This is a genomic window from Dyadobacter sp. HNCC25DJ184 (genome assembly GCF_056895215.1).
In genome coordinates this window covers 517,301-539,135 of sequence record NZ_JBXHAQ010000002.1, presented here as the reverse complement: position 1 = coordinate 539,135, position 21,835 = coordinate 517,301, and the positions used below count along the sequence as shown (strand labels likewise).

The window sequence follows — 21,835 nt, the reverse complement described above, 5'->3', positions numbered from 1 at the left end:
CTTATTTCTCTAAAACGCTTCACCCAAAGCCCTCTCTTCCCAACACTTGCACTCAAACCCCAAATGTCATATCTTTCAAAATGCACCAGGAATTTGAATCGCCAGACGAGCTGCAGGACACCATAAAGTGTTTTTGGTACCAAAGAAATGACTTTGGGGCAGAACAGTCGAGTTTTGAGGTAGTGCCGGATGGCTACGCCGAGATTATTTTTTATTTCGGAAGTACGCTCAGTATATCCGTAGACGGAGTTTTGCATCCGCTACCATCGCCCTTTATGATGGGGCTACTCAATCAACCAGCGCTTTTTTTTACAGAAAACCGCTTCGAAATCATTGCCGTCAGGTGTTTTCCATGGACGGTTTTTGATTTGTTGGGAATGCCTTCGGGTAAGGGCGGCGTTCGCATATTTGAAAATCCAATTACTAAGTTGCAATCCGCTCTATATGAGTATATTGATGCTGGAAAAATAAAAGAAGCGGTGGGTGTGGTAAAGGCGTATTTTCTAGATGCGAAGGCGCATATTGCAAATGACAGTATGATATACAAGGCAGGTATGGTGATGCGGGAAGCAAACGGTACCCTGCCGGTTAGCGATGTGGCCTCGGCGGCTCATGCGACAGTGCGGACGTTGGAAAGGAATTTCAAGCAATCTTCCGGACGTACGGTCAAAGATGTGTCGGGCCTGATCCGTTTTGAGCAGGTGCGAAACCAGCTATGGCTTGATCCCCATACCAATCTTGCTGGCTTGGCGCACGAATTGGGATATACGGATCAGTCGCACCTGAGCCGGGAATTTAAACGATATAGTGGCACGACACCAGCGGCATTTGCCCGTAAAACCAGGAAAAAGGCCGTTAGTAGCGATGTAGTTGAATTTTTGGAATCCTGATTTGCGGGCATCCGACAGTTTCAGAATTTTTAGACAATCAAGGCTGGAGAACAGGGTTTGGGACTATAGTCAATTACGATTAGTGTTCAACGTAATATTGCGTGAGCAAATAGTCGCATGTAACCACCATAATGGCTTAAATGCCCCTGTTATAAGCCATTTTGCTTTCATAGCTTTGTTTGATCGCATAACAAACCCAGACCTTCATGAGCAATATAAATCAGACTATTGCCGGACTCGAATTCGCACAAATTGGTTGGGTCGTTCCGGATATTCACGCCGCTGTCAAATTTCTTTCCGGCGCGTTGGGTATTGCAGGCTTCCCCGAACCTGAACACGTTCGCGCACAGGACCTGAACATGGCATATCATGGTGAAGTAGTGCCAGGCGATTGGCTTACGACACAGACATTCAATGGAGGTACTTTCATCGAGCTCGTTCAACCACTTACAGGCCAAAGCATGTTTCATGACTATTTGGCGAAATACCCCGCAGGAGGTACGCAACACATGGCTTTCCGATTGCCTGTAAGCGATTTCGATCGGATTACCGGAGAGTTGCTCGAGCAAGGCTACACGATGATCAGCCACGTGGATCATCCCATCGCGCGAATGGCCTTCTTCGACACTTATCAAACACTTGGCGTTGTAACCGAGATCATGGGCATCACGCCGGAAGGCTGGACTGCCGTTGAACAAATGAAGAAGTCTGGATGAGCAACCATTTTTTACATCCACTGACAGACGTCCCGATCATTTCCTGACAAAACATGACTAAATTATCGCGACTCTCTCATCCGGGTCTAATCCCGCACTTAAACCATTTGTCCATAACAGCAAAATAAAAAAATGGAAGACCCACAATATCAATCTGACAATTCAACTTCGGCTGCCGATACCACTCCAAAAGTGACAGGGATTGGAGGAATTTTCTTTTTTTCGGACAACCTTAAGGATACCAAAGAATGGTACACCAAAAACCTGGGATTTGAAATCAATGACTGGGGTTCGGCTAGTTTTGAATCCGGGGATATCGACAAACCAGACGAGATAAATTCACTTCAATGGAATCCTTTTGAAACAGGAGATGAGTATTTTTCGCCATCGAAAAAAGATTTTATGATCAATTACCGGGTTCGGAATCTTGATGGACTTGTGGCTAAGCTGAAAGAAAACGGGGTGACGATTCTTGACGATATTGCTACTTACGACTACGGAAAATTTATACACATCATGGACGACGAAGGCAATAAAATTGAACTTTGGGAGCCAGCCTGATAGCAGTAGCTGACCTTTTTCAAAAATAGATACCGACAAGTTTGGTGCACGAAGCGGCTGTTGCAAAGTCGTTTCGCCTGCTATTTAATTATGAATAGATGACGGAATTAGAGCAATATATCCAGTCTTATTTTGAGGTGACAGCGGACGACATGTCTGCGATCGCCTCTTTGTTTAAATCCGAGATACTCAGGAAAGGAGAGTACTATATAAAAACCGGGCAAGCGTGCGATAAGCTAAGCTTTATCCAGTCTGGATTTCTGCGGGTATATGTGTCAATGGAAGACAAAGAAGTGACCCAATGGGTAGGGTCTAAAGGGTCTTTCATGACCGATCTGGCCAGTCTCACTTTCAAAGCGCCTGCCCGCTGGAATATTCAGGCTTTGGTAGATACTGAGCTTCACACAATTCACGAAAAGGATTATAATAAAATTGCTGCAATGGTGCCAAAGTGGCCGGATATTGAGAAAAAATTCATAGTTAAATGCTTTACGATAATGGAAAATCGAATTTTTGCCCACTTATCGATGTCGGCAGAGGAGCGATATTCCCTGTTCTTCGATCAGAATAAGGAATTGTTTAATCAGGTTCCGCTGCAATATATCGCCTCCTTGTTAGGAATGACGCCTGAAACTTTCAGCCGAATTCGAAAAAAACAACTTTCATTGATTTCTTGATTTTTGTCAAGTGGAGTGCCTTTTCGTTCATTTACTTTTGTCATGAAAAAAATGCTAACCAAAATTCACTCAAAATGTTTATCGGACACTTCGGCCTATCTTTTGCAGCTAAAAAAGTAGCTCCAAAGGTTTCATTAGGAGCTCTTTTCATAGCCACTCAATTTGTTGATATTCTATGGCCTTTTCTGCTCGTGTTTAACATCGAGAAGGTAGCCATTGTGCCGGGTTACACAAAAATGAATGCATTTGATTTTCTCTATTATCCTTATACCCATAGTTTGTTTATGGGGGTTGTTTGGGGACTGGTTTGCGGCGTCATATATTATCTGCTCAAACGCGACCAACGCGGTGCAATTGTGATCGGCCTTTGTGTTGTTAGCCACTGGCTTATGGATTTATTTGTTCACATCGCGGATTTGCCTCTGACGCCATTCGGGGACTATAAAGTTGGACTTGGGCTCTGGAATCATGTGGCAGCGGAGCTGATTATTGAAACAGTGATATTCTTGTCAGGGGTATTCATTTACGCCACTTTCACGAAAACGAAAAACAGAATTGGGAAATGGGGGCTCTGGTCACTCGTTATTTTACTTCTGGTTTTTACCATTGCCAACACCTTCGGCCCAACACCTCCGGATTCTATAATGATCTTGTTCGTAAGCTTTGTGATCACGATGATCATCATCATTACTCTGGCGTATTGGGTAGATAAAAATCGGGAGGTGGCTTAATTATCGGCAATTTTGTCGCGTTTATACAATCCTGCCACATAAGCATTACCGAATTTTGCATCGTAACCAAACAATGCAAAACCATGCTATTACAAAATAAGAAAGTCGCCATTATAGGCGCAGGACCCGTGGGCTTGATCATGGCCACATTATTACAACAAAAAGGAGTAGAAGTAAAAGTATACGAAAGAGACAAAGACGCTCACACTCGAATTTGGGGAGGTACACTGGATCTGCATAAAAACGCTGGACAGCAAGCCATGCAGAAAGCGGGGCTATTGGAAAGTTATTTCGTAAAGGCGATACCGATGGGAATAGTTTTTGCCGACGAAAAGAGCAATGTCCTGCTCACTCGAAAAGTAACGCCTGAAAATCAATACGATAATCCTGAAATCAACCGGAATAACTTAAGAAAGTTATTGCTCGACAGCTTATCAACCGACACAGTTATCTGGGATAGGAAATTGACAGGACTTGGAGCTCAAAACGGTAAATGGCTGCTACATTTTGAAAATCAAGCCGACGCAATGGCAGATTTGGTGATTATAGCCAATGGTGGAATGTCTCAGGCCAGAAGTTACGTAACGGATGCCCAGGTTGAACATACCGGGACTTTTATCATACAAGCCGACGTAGAGCAGCCAGAACTAAATTGTCCTGACTTTTATCAGTTATGCGACGGCAATAGACTAATGACCGCATATGAGGGTAATTTGCTAGTCGCAAACCCTTTCAATAATGGTACGCTGACCTACGGCATAATATTCAAAAAGCCAGAAGATTGGGTTGATAACAATGAATTGAATTTCCGGGGTAAGGACAGCGTGATTGCATTTTTATCAGAAAGGTTCGCCAAATGGGATGAAAAATATAAGCAACTGTTCCGCGCAACTTCATTCTTTGTAGGGCTTCCAACCAGAAAATTGCCGCTGAATAGTCCCTGGAAAACGGATCGTCCCTTACCCATAACCTTAATTGGCGATGCTGCTCACTTGATGCCGCCCTTTGCCGGTCAGGGTGTGAATATCGGGCTGGTGGATGCGTCAATATTATCGGAAAATCTAACCGGGAGCGGATTTGAAACGTTGGCGGATGCCATTCTGGACTATGAACAAAAAATGTTTGTTTATGTCAGAGAAGCACAGCACGAATCAAGCATCAACGAAATTGAAATGCGTGATCCCGGCTTTTCTTTCCTGAAATTTTTTGAGTCAGTTTCTTAATTGTCGGGGGATAAGATACTATTCGTTATGGTAAATCCAGCACCCCAAGCCCTAACCCCAATCACAGATTTCGGTATATTCTCGCTCTCTCGCGCTTTTTACCAAAGAGATAAAGGGGTATAGAGTTTTCCATAAAGCCAGGCCAACCACAACCGCTACGCCCAAGCTCTCTGCCAGATGCCTAATACAGCTTCCAACTCGCCATGCAACTCGACACTGAAGACAACGAAGATCGCCGGTTCTTTCTGAAACAATCCATCGCAATTGCCGGTCTTACAATGGCACCGGTGAGTTTTTTGGACGCTGGTGCATTAGCCGGTGATGATATTCCTATAGGAAATGCAGAAGTTGTAAAACTTTCGCTGACGGTCAACGGCAAAAAGCACAAACTCTCTGTCGATCCCCGTGTCACTTTACTTGATTTGTTAAGGGAAAAACTTGCGCTCACAGGATCAAAAAAAGGTTGTGATTTTGGTCAATGTGGAGCGTGTACTGTCCATATCGATGGACAGCGTGTGCTTGCTTGTTTGAGTTTGGCGGTGATGCAGCATGGTAAGAAAATTGTGACCATTGAGGGGTTGGGCAATGAAAATCAACTTCATCCTGTACAGGAGGCATTTATTAAACATGACGGTTTTCAGTGTGGATATTGCACACCCGGACAAATTATGTCGGCCATTTCCTGCATCCGCGAGGGCCACGCCGGAACTGAGGCGGAAATTCAGGAATACATGAGCGGGAACCTGTGTCGTTGCGGTGCATATCCAAATATTGTAAATGCCATTCTGGAGGTCAAAAACAGTAATCAGAAAGTATGAAGCCATTCCAATATCTCCGCCCTTCCAATGTGAAAGAAGCCGTTGAAATGGTCGCGTCTGATCCAAAAGCGCAGTTTATCGCAGGCGGAACAAACCTTGTTGATTTAATGAAACGGGGTATAGTTTCTCCAGAAAAACTGGTTGATATCAATCATTTGCCCCTTAAAAAAATAGAACAAAAACCCGGCCTGACGAGAATCGGCGCATTGGCCCTGAATAGTGATATTGCTCAGCATAAACTAATTCTGAAAAATCATCCCCTGTTAGCTCAGGCCTTAAATGCCGGAGCCTCAGGACAACTCCGTAATATGGCGACTGTTGGTGGCAATATATTGCAGCAAACCCGTTGCCCCTATTTTTACGACACAGCTTTTCCTTGTAATAAGAGAGTGCCGGAAACGGGGTGCAGCGCAAAGGAAGGGATTAATCGGACGCACGCTATTTTTGGCATCTCGGAAAGGATGTCAGAGAACTCGTGCATCGCTGTGCACCCAAGTGATATGTGCGTTGCGTTGGCCGCATTGGATGCAACGGTCGTGATATTAGGTGCAAACGGTGAGCGACGTGTTCCAATTACAGATTTTTACCGCCAACCCGGTGAGCGACCGGATCTGAATACGACTCTGGAAAAAGGCGAGTTGATATTGGCTGTGGAAATTCCAGATTCATCATCTTCGAGAAATGTACACTACCTGAAAGTGCGCGACCGGGCATCATATGCTTTCGCGCTGGTATCTCTTGCAGTTGCGCTGAATATGGAAGGAAAGCATATCAAATCGGCCAGATTGGCCATGGGCGGCGTTGCTTACAAACCCTGGCGGTTATTTGATGCAGAGAAAATACTGGCAAATTCGGAGGTTTCAGAAAGGGTATTCCAGCAAGCCGCCGACGTTTCTCTGGAACGAGCACATACCACCGAACACAATTCTTACAAGTTGAAATTGGCTCAAAACACCATAGTGGAGGCTATTAAAATAGCCGCTCATATTTCCTGAACTTATCATATGGCAAATGCATTTTTTGATTCTAACTCAGTTGATGGCTCGCTGGATCGTGTGGATGGCAGACTGAAAGTAATCGGATCTGCTTTGTATTCTGCTGAATATCAGGTTGATAAAATGGTATATGCAGTTTTGGTGACGAGCAGGATTGCAAAAGGTAAAATCGTGGACATCGATTCGAAAACGGCTGAGGCAGCACCCGGAGTTTTGAAGGTAATCAGCCATTTGAATTCGCCGGGAATTTCGGGATATGGTGCCGCAAAAAGTCCAGCTGAAAGGGCTCCGGTCGGAACTGACTTTCGGTTGTTTTTTGATGAACTGATATACTTTGACGGTCAGCCCGTCGCGCTTGTTGTGGCTGACACTTTTGAGCAGGCGCGGTATGCAGCGTCACTGGTATGTATTGAATATCAGAAAGATACCCATCATACAGATTTTGAAGCCAATATGTCAAAAGCAGGCATCGCTCAAAATGTGCAACGAAATAAAAACTCGCCGTTTCAGGATTATGATCGTGGGGAGGCGGCTGCAATTGAAAATGCAGACTTCAAAATAGAGGCCACCTATACCATACCAACTCAGCACCATCAGCCATTGGAGCCGCACGCGATCATCGCGATTTGGGATGGAGCAGACAGGCTTACGGTATATGACAAAAACCAGGGTGTAAAATCGGCTCAAGGGCGTTTGGCGCAACTTTTTAAGATCCCACGCGACAATGTGAAAGTCAATTCAAAGTTTATCGGTGGTGCTTTTGGCTCGGGTATTCGGGTTTGGCCTCATACGGTTGCGGCGGTTTTGGCAGCACAAATATTGAATCGGCCAGTCAAGTTGGTATTGGGGCGCGAGCAAATGTTTACTTCAGTTGGATATCGTCCATATACAGTTCAGAAAGTATTCATCGGTGCGACGAAAGAGGGGAGATTGACGGGGATAACGCACGAGGGGATCGGGCAAACTTCTATGTATGAGGAACATCTGGAACGTACTATCCTCGCCGGGAGAGTGATGTACGCCTGTCCTAATGTGTCAACACGATATCGCCTTCTCAATCTCGATGTAAACACGCCCACCTGGATGCGTGGGCCAGGGGACGCAACGGGAATGTTCGCCCTGGAGTCGGCATTGGACGAGATGGCTTTTACACTGAAAATGGATCCTTTGGAATTCAGGTTGCTCAATCACGCGGACATGGATCTGGAACGAAATTTACCTTGGTCCGAGAAGTCTTTGAAAGAATGTTATCAACTGGGTTCTGAAAAATTTGGGTGGAAAAACCGGACATTGGAGCCCCGTTCAATGACCGCCAACGGCATGTTGGTTGGATACGGCGTAGCATCTAGTCTATATGGATTTCACCGTCATCCCTCGATGGCGAGGGCAATGATATTGGAAAATGGCTCAGTGGTAGTGCAAAGTGCAACGATGGACATAGGGCCGGGAACCGGAACAGCAATGACCCGGATTGCATCGAAAATCTTGGGTGTGAGTCCAAAGAAAATCCGTTTTGACTTGGGAGATTCCGGTTTGCCAGATGCACCGGGACAAAATGGGTCGTCGACGATTCCCAGCGTTGGTTCGGCGGTTCATGTGGCATGCGAGTCTTTAAAAAAGAAATTGTTAGCGCTCGCCGCGACCATGCCCAACTCGGCTTTTGCAAATCAAACTATTGATTCTGTGATAGTTAAAAACGGGATAATATCGCTGAGCAACCACCCTTCAACAACAATATCATATTCCGATATTCTGGCATATCATAAACTCACACAACTGGAAGCATTGGAAGAATCGAAATCGGGACCAGAACGGGATCAGTATTCCATGTATTCATTCGGCTGTCATTTTGTGGAGGTTAATGTAAGTCCTGTTACTGGTGAAGTGCGTGTGAAACGGGTCGTGACTTGCGCTGATGTCGGTAAAATCATAAATTACAAAACAGCCCGAAGCCAATCTATTGGTGGAGTCGTAGGCGGTATAGGTATGGCGCTAATGGAGGCGTCTGTCATGGACCACCGGTTTGGTCGGTATATCACTTCGGATTTTGCCAATTACCATATCCCCGTTCATGCGGATATCCCGCAAATCGATGTCATTTATGTAGACAAACCTGATGTATATGTTAACCCAATTGGTTCCAAAGGGTTGGGAGAAATCGCCATTGTTGGTGTTGCAGCTGCGGTTGCCAATGCCGTTTTTCATGCTACGGGGAAGAGGGTGAGAGAATTACCGATTGGAGTGGAGAAGTTGGTTTGAGCAACTAAGATTCGCCTTTATCAAAATAAGCCATTGGCTATCATGAGTATACTAAGAATCCGAAGCCTAGCTTTTTCAATTATTGGGTGCGCTGCATTAGATTTAATAGCATTAATTTTGATGGCTAACTGGTGGTTCGGAGGAATGAATAGGGATCTGTTGAGGATTTTATCTATCATTGTTCCTGCCATATTTCCGGTGTTTTTCATCAATGCTTTTATAAATTCATTAGATGGAAAAAACAACCCTTCAAATGACAGTGGTACAAAAATAGTGATGATTGTATTTGTACTTTCTCAGATAATTTGCGCTTTGGTCTTCCATTTAAGCCTGATATTTTTTGCACTCCAAGAGGTCTGACTTCTGTTATTTTCACTCGCGCCAGGATTTTTCTATGCCCTCGAAATCTTTCTCCAATATTTCCATCTCCAAATTTTGACATCTACATTTTAATTACCTTACTTTGTCTATATAAATAATAGACTATATCAATCTGCTAACCACCAGCGTCGATATAGTGCCGGTTTTCTCTTTTAGTAATGGAGTGAATCGGCTTGGACATTTCTCTGCAACGGTAGGGTGGTATTCTTTCAGTTTTATAATCGATGTGTCTGGTCCCATCAGGATTTTTTCCTGACGATCATATCAATTTTTCTATACTCCAATTTTTAAAGTTGGAGCGGGAAATGACCGTAATCTATGATCTGAAATCAAGCCTTATTTTTTGTAAGTATTTGAAAATTTGACATATAAATATTCGGCGAGCATTATTTTGAATGAAAATATATACCTGTAAAAACAAAACAATATGACAAAGCTTAGACATTTCAGTTCGCTCCTTATTGCATTATTTGTATACAGTGCTTCATTTGCACAGACTCCCGAAAAGGAGAATTTATTGACCTTCGAACAATTTGAAACGAAGCTGAAAGCCGCTGGTAAAGCGGCTCAGATTCTCGATGCGCGTCTGTTGGAAGAATATCAGCAGAACCATCTGGAAGGTGCAACTAATTTCAATACTACCGATCAGGCTGGTTTTGAAAAAGAGAGTGCCAAGCTGGATAAAAACAGACCTGTTTTTATTTATTCTATCGCGAATGGCAGAAGCGTAAAGCTGGCCGGAGACCTCAGAAGCGCTGGTTTTAAAGATGTGACCGTCGTTCCGGGTGGTTTGAGTGGTTGGGTTGGAAGAGGTAAGCCTGTCATATCAACCGTCGGAAAAGGGCTGAGCTTAGCGGAATACACAGCATCATTGAAAAGCGATAAACTAGTGCTCGTCGACTTCGGATCGCGTTACTGCGGCTCTTGTAAAAAACTGGCTCCGACCGTGGATTCCTTAAAAAATGAGCATGCGAGCACGTTAAAAGTGCTTAAAATTGAAGCATATGAAAACAAGGATTTGACGAATGAAGTCGGCGTTTTACAGCTTCCAACGCTGATTTTGTATAAAAACAATCAGATCGTATGGAAAAAATCGGGGGTTACTTCCAAGGCGGAAATTGAAAAAGTTTTGAAGGGGCAGGCGCTTTAATATTCCTATTGAACCATTGAGAAGTTAAGATTCATTGAGTTGCTTTAATGTTCCTTGATTTCTCATTGGTTCAAAAAGTACAAAATCAAAAAATGAGACGAAGACAATTTTTGAATAACTCCAGCTTATTATCTGCTGCATTTTTACCTGATATATCATTCAAAGATTCCAAGCTTGTCGTCACAGATATCCGTGTCCACGTCGTGAAAGTAAACGCGCGTGGTAACTGGCACTTTGTCGAATTTCTTGGACATTCGCTCAACACCGGATTGTTAAAAAAGCACTTGGTTTGACTTTTGGAAGTTATGCTGTTTTCCGTAAAATATTAATTATGATTCGATTGCATACCTTCAGGTTCAGGCCAATAATACAGGTGTTCTCAATTACGCTATTGTCGATTTTAGTTTCGGGTTACAAAACTCTGGCATATGCTCAATCAAGACCGAATATAGTGTTCATCCTGACAGACGATCAGGGTTGGGGCGATTTGAGTATCCATGGCAACACGAACATTGAAACACCGAATATTGATCGGATTGCCCGTGAAGGCGCGCGGTTTTCCAGGTTTTACGTAGCTCCACTTTGTGCACCCACCCGAGCCGGTTTGCTGACGGGCAGATATCATTACCGGGCAGGCGTATATGGCGTTTCCAATTCCAAAGAATTTCTGAATACCGACGAGGTTACGTTCGCCGATTTGTTTAAAAAATCAGGATATGCGACGGGGTGTTTTGGCAAGTGGCATAACGGCAGTCAGTATCCATATCATCCCAATGGCCGTGGTTTCGATGAATTTTATGGTTTCACCAGCGGGCATTACGCCAATTATTTTAATACCACGCTGGATCACAACGGCAAGACCATCAGAAGTAAAGGATTTATAACGGATGACCTCACCGACAAAGCGATAGGATTTATTGAACAAAATAAGAAGAAACCTTTCGTTTGTTATATCCCTTATAACGCGCCCCATTCACCATTTCAGGTGCCGGATGCTGATTACAATCGGGTGAAAGCAAGGGGTATTAAATTGCATCACCAGAAACCCGAGCTTGAAAATGAGGAGGTTACCATATCAGCTCTTGCTATGGTTGAGAATATAGACTGGAACGTTGGACGCATTTTAAAGAAACTCAAAGACCTTCAACTTGACGATAATACGATTGTCATATTTATCACAGACAATGGACCGAACTCCTGGCGATGGAACGGGAATATGAAAGGCCGCAAAGGAATGGCCGATGAGGGTGGTGTTCGGGCTCCATTTTTTATACGTTGGCCCGGGGTAATTCCGGCCGGAAAAGTGGTCGCCGACAATGCGGCATATATCGATTTGTTGCCAACAATCACAGATTTGGCAGGAGTGTCGTCAAAAGGTACCAAACCGCTGGATGGAGTGAGCCTGAAGCCGATCCTGACCGGAAAGTCGACGAACCTGGAGGACCGGTATCTTTACTCTTCCATCAACAAAAACCACAGTATCAGAAAGTGGCCATATGTTGCTTCCAACGGTTTTCTTCATGATCTGTCGAAAGATTCAACTCAGAGTCGCAATCTGATCAGCGAATTGCCGGAGGTATATAGCGAGCTCAATTCGAAATTGGGTATCTGGTATAATGAGGTGATGAAAAGTATTGATACAGTTCGTTGGTTGCCAGTAGGTTATAAAGAATTCCCAAAAGCGTTGTTACCGTCGCAGGATGCACATTTACATCGTGTAAACGGCGGTACTTTATCATACAGCAGCAGCGCACCCAATTCTTCCTGGATTGACAATTGGAATAATCAGGAGTCATATGCCAGTTGGGATATTGATTTACATACTTCTGGAAAATATCGGCTGACCATCCTGTACACCAGTACTGAAGCGACGGTTGGCAGCGAATTTGAGGTTACGTTTAATAAAGCCTCCGTTTCGGGAAAAATTGAAAAAGCGTTTGATCCGCCACTTATTGTCAGTCCGGACCGGGTTAAAAGAGAGGGCGAATCTTATGAAAAAGAGTTTAAAAGGCAAGTTGTCGGAACATGGAATTTAAGCAAAGGGCAGGGTCCAATCCGGTTGTCTGTCAATAAGTTAAATGGTAGTCAATTCGCTGATATAAAGGGTATTGAATTGGAACTGATTCCATAAGCAACTGCTTATTTCAGCATTTTTTTGAAAAAATTTTACACAATTTATGAAACGCAACTTCATTGGTTTTCTCTCATTTTTAGGACTCATTTCCATTTGCCAGGCCCTGGTTGCGCAGTCAATTTCGTCCAGACCGAATATCATAATAATAATGGCCGACGACCTGGACAGCAAGCAATTAAGTTGTTACGGAGGACAGAATCTGACAACAAAAAACATCGACGCGTTGGCTCGTAATGGACTGAAATTCAATCAGATGATAGCTTCTGAGGCCATGTGCGTTCCTACTCGCGCGTCTTTGTTTACGGGACTTTATCCAATTCATCATGGGTCGTTTCAAAATCACAAACCGGTATATGACCATCTTAAAAGTGTCGGCCATTATATGAATGGCCTTGGATATCGGGTAGGATTGACGGGCAAAGATCACGTGACAAAGCCCAAAACGGTTTTTCCATTTGATATAGTGAAAGGTTTTGAACCCAATTGTGTATCTCCAACTGATGACTATGAGTTGGATGACGTGAAAAATTACATTACGCAAAACGATAAACCTTATTGTCTTTTTGTGATGAGTATCAATCCGCATATGCCCTGGACTGTGGGAGATACGACTGAATTTAATGCTGCAAAAGTGAAACTTCCGAAAGACTACGTCGACACGCCGATCACGCGGAGAGAATATGTTAAATACCTGGCGGAGATCCGACGACTGGATGACCAGGTTGGTGATATTACGAAATTGCTGAAAGCGACAGGTCAGGATAAAAACACGATAGTGATATTCCTGGGCGAACAGGGTGCTCAAATGCCTGGCGCTAAATGGAATCTTTGGGATGCCGGGCAAAAAAGTTCGATGATCGTGCAATGGCCGAGAGTTGTAAATCCTGGCTCTGAGACAAATGCTTTGGTTCAGTATGAGGATGTTACGCCCACTCTCATTGATATCGCTGGCGGTAAGCCGATCAAAGGTTTGGATGGGGAAACATTTTTACAAGTCATTAAGGGCAGAAAGGAAACCGCCCGAAAATACGCATATGGTATTCACAACAATATACCGGAAGGTGACCCATATCCGATTCGCAGCATTCGGGATCAGCGTTATAAGTTGATCTTGAACCTGAGTGCAGACAAGGAATATTACAATCGGTTTATGATGAATCGGCAGCGGAAAGATCGTAATACGATCTGGTTTTCGTGGATTGATGAAGCGGGCAAAAATGAACATGCCAAAAAGCTGACAGATCGATTTGTACACCGACCTGCTGTCGAATTTTATGATTTACAAAAAGATCCGTGGGAGCTTAAAAATCTTGCGAACGATCCGGCTTACCAAAAAAATGTCGCGGACTACACTCAAAAATTACACGACTGGATGAAAGAGCAGGGAGACAAGGGAGCGGAAATCGATATCGTCTATGCAAAAAAGCCCGCTTCGAATTAAAAAGGTGTCACGCTAAGGAAGGAAGTTAAATAGAGGAGTACGCCAAGAGTTGAAAAAACCGCTTTTACGTGCTTTGCCTAACCTTATTTTGCTTTGCGTGAAACAAATTCAATATAAAATAAACTCAACAATATGAAAATTAAGTTACTGTATTTCAGTGTATTGCTTTCGTTGTCGCCGATCAGTTTGATAGCGCAGAAAAAGACCAAAACCCAGCAGCCGAATATAGTGTTCCTTGTTTCGGATGACCACAGCGCGCCGTTTCTGGGATGTTACGGATATCCGGATATCAAAACTCCGAATATCGATAAACTGGCAAGTGAAGGTATTCTTTATCGAAAAGCATATACCACAGCGCCGCAATGCGTGCTTTCACGCGCTGGCCTGATGACTGGAAGAAATACACTCGATATTCAGATGACCCGATTTTCTGCTCCTTTGACCGCCGATATTACTTCATATCCTGAAATCCTTCGAAAGGCAGGATATCATACCGGGATTCTGGGCCGCAATTTCCATTTGGATGGAAACAGACGCGTACCGGAAACCGTTGCTATATTGGAAAAATATGGCCTGGAAACTTTTAAGAATCGGGTTGATTATCTGAAAGTTACCGGTAATAGTGATAGTATTTTTGCTCAGTATAATGAGTTTCTTGACTTAGCCCCGAAGGACAAGCCCTTTTTCGTACAGGTTGGCTATAGCGATCCGCACAGGATTTTTAATGCCAAAACATTTGAACCGGATCCCATTACAATTACTGTTCCTGAGTTATGGCCGGATACCAAATTGTTACGCGAAGATTTTGCCGCATATCTGGGTGAAATTCAGCGACTTGATTTTGAAGTAGGGAAGGTTTTGGATGATTTGAAAAGACGAGGTCTGGACAAGAATACGCTGGTTGTATTTATTGGCGACAACGGTGGTGCTTTACTAAGAGGGAAAGGAACACTTTATAATCTTGGCCTTAACGTGCCGCTGATTATGCGTCATCCAGGATTGATCAAACCGGGACAAGTGAGCAATACTTTGATCACCGGCGAGGATATTGCACCCACATTTTTGACCGTTGCCGGAGCAGAGATTCCTAAAAGTATTACTGGCAAAAGTCTCACGCCTACATTTCAGCAACCCACGTATGAAGCGCATGAATATATCTTTGCTGTGCGTGGAGCGCATGGACAAAGTCTGCCGTACAATACCGCCGATTTCGATTTGGGACGAACTATTTTTAGTAAAAAGTACAAGCTGATATACAATGCATTATGGCAATTGCCGTACTATCCCGTAGATTTTGCGGCCCAACCTTTCTGGCTTCAGCTCACCCAGCAACACGTTGAAGGGAAACTCGATCCAAAGTACGACAAACTGCTTTTCGCTGATCGCCGTAAGATGTTTGAATTATATGATGAAGAGCAGGATCCCAACGAATTCAACAACCTTTCAGGCCAACCGCAAGTGAAGGAAATCGAGCAGCAGCTGAAAACCAGATTGCAGGAATGGATGATCCTGAACAGAGACTATTTGCCATTACCAATCGAGCCAAAGCTCTAAGCGAGGAGGAGTGAGGGGAAATAGAAATTGTGAATAATGTGCAGACAATCAATATTTTGAGCTTCGAATTTTCATGCCTTCGTGGCAAAAAAATCAGATGAATTATATGAAGTATCTCCTTTTTTTATTTCTTGGGTTGACTGCTTTTTCGGGTTCATCGCACGCGCAGTCCGCCAGCGCGACGCAACCTTCAAAGGCATTTTCGTTTCGCAGATTTGACAACAATCCGATCATAAAATCTGACCTGCTGCCAGGACAAGATGGAGCCAATATCAACGGCCCGTCACTCATCAAAGTGCCCGACTGGCTGCCGGGAAAATTGGGTAAATACTACCTTTATTTTGCCGACCACAATGGTGTTTACATCCGGATGGCATATGCAGATGACCTGAAGGGGCCGTGGAAAATATATGAGCCTGGCACTTTGAAGATGGATGATTGCGATTGCAAGGGTAAGGACGATGAGTTAAAAGCGGGCCGCCACATTGCTTCGCCTGATTTGCATATAGATGACGTCAACAAGGAGCTGATCATGTATTTCCATTGCCCGCTTTTCGTAGGTGGTGATAAGAAGGACAAGCGTAATTATAGACAGTTGTCATTGCGGGCAACATCCAGGGACGGTATTCATTTCAAGCCAGAATCGACGCAATTGGGTGAATCTTACTTCCGCGTTTTCAAATGGAAAGGCAGCCATTATGCACTATCTCGCCTGGGAATTCTTTGGAAGTCAAAAGACGGTATTGCAGCCTTTGAAAAAGGGCCGAATCCGTTTGATAAAATTCAATCACCAACCTCTACTTTACGCCATTGCGCATTGCGGCTTTCGGGTGATACATTATGGGTTTTTCATTCCAGAATTGGCGATAGTCCGGAACGCATATACCTTTCCAAAATCAAGTTGACTGACGACTGGAATAATTGGAAACCGACTGAGCCTGTGGTTATTGCTATTCCCGAAACGCCATATGAAGGAGCGGATTTGCCGTTGACGGTATCTCGTGAGGGCGCTGCAAAACAACGATTCAGGGAATTGCGGGATCCTGCTTTTTTTGAAGAAAATGGTAAACTGTATTTGCTCTATTCTGTTGCCGCAGAAACAGGAATAGCCATTGGTGAATTGGTAGTTAATTGATTTTGAGGTACTTACATTGATGGTATAAGATGAATATCTGTGGCTATCAGAGAAAAATAACCTTGCAAGCCGTAAGGCTGCCAAGGTGCAGGAATTAAAGGCCGATCTTGCGAATCGGGAAAAGACACTGGTGAATCCACTTTGACCGGGAAGTGGATATTATAAAAACTACTTGAATGGAAAGTTGGATCGCTTTTCGCTGTAACTTAGTTAAAATTGATAACGAATCGTCGATAAACGCATGAGTAACCGAATTGTTGTGATCACTGGGCCTACGTCCGGTATTGGAAAAGCGACCGCGCTGGAATTGGCAAAAAAAGGTTTTGATTTAATTTTGGTGGCCCGTAACGAGCAGAAAGTAAATCAGTTGCAGGAATTGATAGGAGGTAAGGTGCAAACGGATTTTGTTCCATGCGACCTTTCCAGTATTGCTTCGGTGAAGGAAGCTGTGGCAATTATTAGAAACAGGTATGATAAGATCGATGTCCTGATCAACAATGCGGGGGTTATGATCGAGAACAAACAAATGTCCTTAGACGGTATTGAGCTGACTTTCGCCACCAATCATATTGGCCCATTTGTGCTCACAACCGGGCTTATCGATTTGCTTAAAGCGGGAGACAAAGCGAGAATCGTGAATGTATCGTCGGAAGCTCATATTTTCGCCCTTTTTGATATCACAAAACTGGTGAATCCGTCGTGGTATCAGGACTTAATAGTATATGGTCGTTCCAAACTAGCTAACATTTTGTTTTCCAATGAGTTGGCTGATCGACTCCGTCCGTTTGACATTACCTCCAATGCGCTCCATCCGGGCACAGTGGCCAGTAATTTCGCCGATCACGGAAATGGGCTTACCGGTAAATTCATGCGACTTTTCCGTCCGTTTTTTAAAACTACCGAACAAGGTGCAAAAACAAGTGTTTTCCTGGCATCTTCACCCGATGTGGCAGGGATCACAGGGCAGTTTTTTTTAGATTCTAAAATCGGAAGAACCTTACCAACAGCAAGAAATAAAGCCCTGGCAAAGCAGCTCTGGACTTTGAGTGAGGAGTTGGTCGCGAAAGTTGACGGGGTTGCTGATATCACAAAATAAAAAGACGTAACTATTGCGTCCCGAAAAGAAGAATCAATTTTTTTTGCTAAAACTTTTTAAACGGTTTGCATTTATAAATTTTAATAGTTTACTTTGTCTATATATTTAATAGACTAATAGAAAAGCAAAGAACCACCCGACGCTTTGAGTATTAATCCTAATATCATTCACATATGAATTCGATTAATCTACATTACTCAACGTTGCCCGTTCGGATCCATTCCGAATCATATCTCATTGATTTCCAGCGAATGTGTTGTTGTTGCTGTTAGGACTACCAAACCTGGACTCCTGAATATATTCGGGGACATCCGTCGGGGACATCCGTCGGGGACATCCGTCGGGAAAAGACATTCCCTCCGACAGCGCCGGCTTTGGCAATTGGGTAATATAGTTTTCTTGCTATGCCCGCTGTCCGGGTGTCTTTCTCCGTTTGGAGCACTCCGTGGTGTGGAGTCGTCTAACTATCCTCACTTATCTCATCTCTGATTTTTTGATCGATAAAAAACACAACATGAAATTTACTGACAGCCTTATATATTACGAAATATTGACCCTGTTCGCAGTGATCAGTTTAGCCGAGGCGCTAACGGGGCTTTATAAAAGTGAAAAATGGTCGAAGAATGAATGGTATATCAATTTCGCCGGATTGTTTCTTTCCAGCACCATCACGAGACCCATCAGTTTCCTCCTATCTGCATACGTTCTCAACTACTTTTTTGGAGATTATTTCAACGTTTTCCAAAACGTTCCGCTCTGGATCGGCGTAATTATCACGTGTTTGCTGGAAGATTTTACGCAATATTGGTGGCACAGGGCAGCTCACACCTATACCTGGCTATGGAAAGGGCACCGGGTACATCACACGGCTCCTGAAATGAGCGTTTTTCTGACGGGCCGGAATTCGTGGATATACCTGCTATTATTTCCATCGCGTATAGTGTCTACCGTCTTGGTCTTTCTTGGGTTCGGAGAGGCTTTTGTGATCGGCTATTTTTTCAAAGCAATCATAGGGATTTCTGCTCATTCAAGCGTCCGTTGGGACAAGCCGTTATATAAAATTAAGTGGCTGCATCCATTGATGTGGATTGTAGAGCGAACCATTTCAACGCCCGCGACGCACCATGCGCATCACGCTGCGACGGACGCAGATGGTATTGGAGTTGTGAACGGTAATTATGGAAACATGTTTTTCATTTGGGATATGATTTTTGGAACAGCGAAAATTACCAGAGAGTTTTCAGAGCATATCGGCTTGGAAGACTATCACGAAGAGCCGTGGTATATCCAGCTAGGATATCCGCTCTTTAAGTCCAAGGATAAGCGGAGCGAGCTATCTAGTTAGTGGGCTAAAATGGTGAATGAGTGAGTCGGGGTCGCGAACGCAGAATCAACCGGGGGGCGAAGGACGAATTGTAGGCCCGGAATTGAAGAAGTGGGTTAACTTTTATTTTAAAATGATGTAGGCTGTTACCTCGGGGCACAATTATAGTATTATTGTTTTGGCAATCTCTTTGGATGTTATTGAATTAAAAAAGCGAGCTTATTAATTAATAGTCAGAAGAATAGAAGAAATTATTTAAGACAAACGATATGAAACTAGAAAAGATTTACAGACAAGCAGTGGATAGGGAGGCCAAACTTGTACTGACTGGGACAAGCTTAAAGGGCAAAAAGGAAATAGTGATTGAAATGGAGTTTTTGATCAAAGAAATATATGATCAAGAGTTCAGAGTACCGATCGATATCAATCATCCGAAATACTGGAAATTACAAAGGCTGACGGCTGAGAACGCAAACTATATGCAGTTGGAATACAGCGGTATTTCCAAAAAACAAGTCCTCGCAGCATTAAAAGAATTTGAAAACTTATATGCTCCCGGCTTCAAGCTGATATATGCCAATCCTCAGACCGAGCGTATCAGAAGTCTGAGGGGAATTCGGATCAGTGCTACTGACCGGAGAATGTTGGCAGCGGTATAATTATTATCAAACCGGGCAGATTTTCACGCCTGCCCGGTTTGGTCTCATTATTATCTCAATTGTCTATTCGAATTCCACCGTCACAAAATAGATACTGAAATCCCGATCTTCGATATCTCTATGTCAACAAATGCGGCTTGGTCTTATAAGTTTCCCATAAGAATTCACCAAACAGGGTGTTGGCCCAGGCAAACCAGCTACGGGTAAATTTGGTAGGGTCATTTTTATTAAATGATTCGTGCATAAACCCGGTTCCCCCGTGTGTTTTTCTGAGCAAATCGATACAATAGCTGATTTCCTTATCGTTCGTGCTGGTCATACCGCGAATAATAATTCCCAAAGGCCAAATCATATCCAAACCTACATGTGGCCCACCAATGCCTTCGCCGGCAGTGCCTTTGAAAAAGAATGGGTTGTTCAGCGATAACAGCATTTTGCGTGTATTTTGATATACCGGATCAGAAACAGGCATTGCGTCGAGGTAGGGTAGGCCCAGCAAGCTTGGCACATTGGCATCGTCCATCAGGTTGTAGCTGCCGAAGCCGTTCACTTCGTATGCATATACCTTGCCATATTCGCTGTGATTAACGACCGCATGGATTTTTAATGCGTCTTCCACTTCCTTGGCCAAAGCTGAAAGCTCAGCTGCAAGTGCTTTATCATTACTGATCTTCTCAACCATTTTAGCCGCCTGCTTCAAACTCACAACGGCGAAAAAGTTGGAAGGTATTAAAAAGGAATAGATCGTCGCATCGTCGCTTGGTCTGAAAGCCGAACAGATCAGGCCCACAGGTTTTACCGGATATCCATATCCGTTCATCGGAACGCCGTCGGTTGCCCAGGCAGTATTTCGTTGGAAACGATAAGGACCATTATCGTGCTTTCTTTGTTGTTCCTTGAAGGTTTTCAACGTCAACGTGATTGCCTTTTTCCAGTTTGCATCAAACGGCGAAGTGTCTCCGGTCAACTGCCAGTAACCATGCGCGAGGCGTATCGGATAACATAGCGAATCGATTTCCCATTTCCGTTCGTGAAGCCCGGGTTTCATATCTGTATCGTCGTCTTTCCATTCGCCCACTTTATCCGGGCTGTCGTAGAACGCATTGGCATATGGATCGCGCAATATGCAGGCAGACTGGCGATTGATCACTCCTGCGATAAGATCTTGAAGACTTTTGTCCTTCTTAATCAAATTCAAATACGGCCAAACCTGAGCAGTGCTATCCCGTAGCCACATCGCGTCGATATCGCCTGTGATTACATATGTATCTGGTTTAGAGTCTTTTGTGGTATGTGTGACGGTTGTATCTAGGGTGTTTGGAAAGCAATTCCCGAACAACCAACCCAACTCTTTATTCTTAACGGCTCCCTGAAATTCAGCAATTGAATCTTCGACGATCTTGCTTGTAAAATTGCGTTTGTTGGCAGCAACCCTGACAACTGGAAAATCCGCGCTGGCAAAGGCCGTCATTTTTCCTGCCATCAAACCTGCACCAACCAGAGCGGTACTTTTTATAAATTCACTTCTGTTCATAAAGGTTTTTGTTAATAAATGGAATAGTGTCGGAAATGATCAATATTGGTCCGACGCCATGAGGTCAATTCACTGATAAATGGGTGTGCAATCTACCGAATCATTCGCATTTTGGCGCTACAATTGGTTGCGTTGTTTAAAGCTTTCCCAAGAGCATATATACTAAATGACGCGTTTGAGGCAGGTATCACGGTGTGCATCACGATAGCTGTTCGCTTTTTGTCATCTGCCGCCTGTACTCGACTTCTGGACATATATATCGTCGGAAAATGTTTGATGGAATTATATGGCAACAAAATTGTTTAAAGAAGTTACATTCATGGGCTTAAATGAAGGATTTTAGGCGACCGGTCTCTTGTCACGTCGTCCCGAAGTTTTGACTTTAAGTATATTTTAACCTGTTTCAGTGCTATTTTCGGATCATATTACCTTAATTTGCCCTTAAAAGTCTTTAAACTGAACGAGAGGGTGACGGTGTTGAGGATGTAGGAAGTAGTGAGCCAGTCGTTGGCTCACTTAGATTGGTAAATACATAAATCGTATAAATAGCGAAGTAT

General features: G+C 43.7%; 19 protein-coding genes. 18 read left to right on the top strand and 1 reads right to left on the bottom strand.

Translation table 11 applies throughout. The features are described 5' to 3' along the window. Positions 1–80 precede the first annotated feature (80 nt). The 18 genes from AC1XUD_RS05140 (at position 81) to AC1XUD_RS05055 (ending at position 19,744) form a co-directional block, all read left to right on the top strand. Positions 81–890 (top strand): helix-turn-helix domain-containing protein, encoded by an 810-nt coding sequence (locus AC1XUD_RS05140; protein WP_483359890.1) that lies wholly within the window; start codon positions 81–83, stop codon positions 888–890. Between the two features lie 206 nt (positions 891–1,096). After that, on the top strand, positions 1,097–1,606 hold the full coding sequence (locus AC1XUD_RS05135) for a VOC family protein (RefSeq protein WP_483359889.1): 510 nt from the start codon (positions 1,097–1,099) through the stop codon (positions 1,604–1,606). Positions 1,607–1,738: 132 nt separating this feature from the next. Further along, a complete protein-coding gene (locus AC1XUD_RS05130; protein ID WP_483359888.1) occupies positions 1,739–2,167 on the top strand; it encodes a VOC family protein in 429 nt (142 codons plus the stop codon). A gap of 98 nt (positions 2,168–2,265) precedes the next feature. Next, on the top strand, positions 2,266–2,844 hold the full coding sequence (locus AC1XUD_RS05125; protein ID WP_483359887.1) for a Crp/Fnr family transcriptional regulator: 579 nt from the start codon (positions 2,266–2,268) through the stop codon (positions 2,842–2,844). A 74-nt stretch (positions 2,845–2,918) separates the two neighbouring features. Beyond that, positions 2,919–3,575, top strand: a complete 657-nt coding sequence (locus tag AC1XUD_RS05120) for a hypothetical protein (RefSeq protein ID WP_483359886.1) — start codon at positions 2,919–2,921, stop codon at positions 3,573–3,575. A gap of 83 nt (positions 3,576–3,658) precedes the next feature. Continuing rightward, positions 3,659–4,798, top strand: a complete 1,140-nt coding sequence (locus tag AC1XUD_RS05115; RefSeq protein WP_483359885.1) for an FAD-dependent oxidoreductase — start codon at positions 3,659–3,661, stop codon at positions 4,796–4,798. 203 nt (positions 4,799–5,001) lie between these two features. Next, a complete protein-coding gene (locus AC1XUD_RS05110; protein ID WP_483359884.1) occupies positions 5,002–5,616 on the top strand; it encodes a (2Fe-2S)-binding protein in 615 nt (204 codons plus the stop codon). Continuing rightward, positions 5,613–6,611 (top strand): FAD binding domain-containing protein, encoded by a 999-nt coding sequence (locus tag AC1XUD_RS05105; RefSeq protein WP_483359883.1) that lies wholly within the window; start codon positions 5,613–5,615, stop codon positions 6,609–6,611. The genes AC1XUD_RS05110 and AC1XUD_RS05105 overlap by 4 nt, the downstream gene beginning before the upstream one ends. A gap of 9 nt (positions 6,612–6,620) precedes the next feature. Next, complete coding sequence (locus tag AC1XUD_RS05100) at positions 6,621–8,870, top strand: xanthine dehydrogenase family protein molybdopterin-binding subunit (RefSeq protein ID WP_483359882.1); 2,250 nt, start codon at positions 6,621–6,623, stop codon at positions 8,868–8,870. 808 nt (positions 8,871–9,678) lie between these two features. Then, positions 9,679–10,401, top strand: coding sequence for a thioredoxin domain-containing protein (locus AC1XUD_RS05095; protein ID WP_483359881.1), 723 nt, complete (start codon positions 9,679–9,681; stop codon positions 10,399–10,401). A 92-nt stretch (positions 10,402–10,493) separates the two neighbouring features. Further along, entirely contained in the window at positions 10,494–10,694 is a 201-nt protein-coding gene (locus tag AC1XUD_RS05090; protein ID WP_483359880.1) for a hypothetical protein, read from the top strand. A gap of 38 nt (positions 10,695–10,732) precedes the next feature. Further along, positions 10,733–12,532, top strand: a complete 1,800-nt coding sequence (locus tag AC1XUD_RS05085) for an arylsulfatase (protein ID WP_483359879.1) — start codon at positions 10,733–10,735, stop codon at positions 12,530–12,532. Positions 12,533–12,578: 46 nt separating this feature from the next. After that, positions 12,579–13,976, top strand: coding sequence for a sulfatase family protein (locus AC1XUD_RS05080; protein ID WP_483359878.1), 1,398 nt, complete (start codon positions 12,579–12,581; stop codon positions 13,974–13,976). Positions 13,977–14,108: 132 nt separating this feature from the next. Beyond that, positions 14,109–15,530, top strand: coding sequence for a sulfatase family protein (locus tag AC1XUD_RS05075; protein ID WP_483359877.1), 1,422 nt, complete (start codon positions 14,109–14,111; stop codon positions 15,528–15,530). A gap of 106 nt (positions 15,531–15,636) precedes the next feature. Continuing rightward, positions 15,637–16,665 (top strand): glycoside hydrolase family protein, encoded by a 1,029-nt coding sequence (locus tag AC1XUD_RS05070; RefSeq protein WP_483359876.1) that lies wholly within the window; start codon positions 15,637–15,639, stop codon positions 16,663–16,665. 241 nt (positions 16,666–16,906) lie between these two features. Further along, on the top strand, positions 16,907–17,761 hold the full coding sequence (locus AC1XUD_RS05065) for an SDR family oxidoreductase (protein WP_483359875.1): 855 nt from the start codon (positions 16,907–16,909) through the stop codon (positions 17,759–17,761). Between the two features lie 514 nt (positions 17,762–18,275). Continuing rightward, positions 18,276–19,106, top strand: a complete 831-nt coding sequence (locus AC1XUD_RS05060) for a sterol desaturase family protein (protein ID WP_483359874.1) — start codon at positions 18,276–18,278, stop codon at positions 19,104–19,106. 248 nt (positions 19,107–19,354) lie between these two features. After that, positions 19,355–19,744, top strand: a complete 390-nt coding sequence (locus AC1XUD_RS05055) for a hypothetical protein (RefSeq protein ID WP_483359873.1) — start codon at positions 19,355–19,357, stop codon at positions 19,742–19,744. Positions 19,745–19,862: 118 nt separating this feature from the next. On the opposite strand, the gene AC1XUD_RS05050 is transcribed toward AC1XUD_RS05055, so the two are convergent. Next, complete coding sequence (locus AC1XUD_RS05050) at positions 19,863–21,278, bottom strand: glycoside hydrolase family 125 protein (RefSeq protein WP_483359872.1); 1,416 nt, start codon at positions 21,276–21,278, stop codon at positions 19,863–19,865. Positions 21,279–21,835 lie beyond the last annotated feature (557 nt).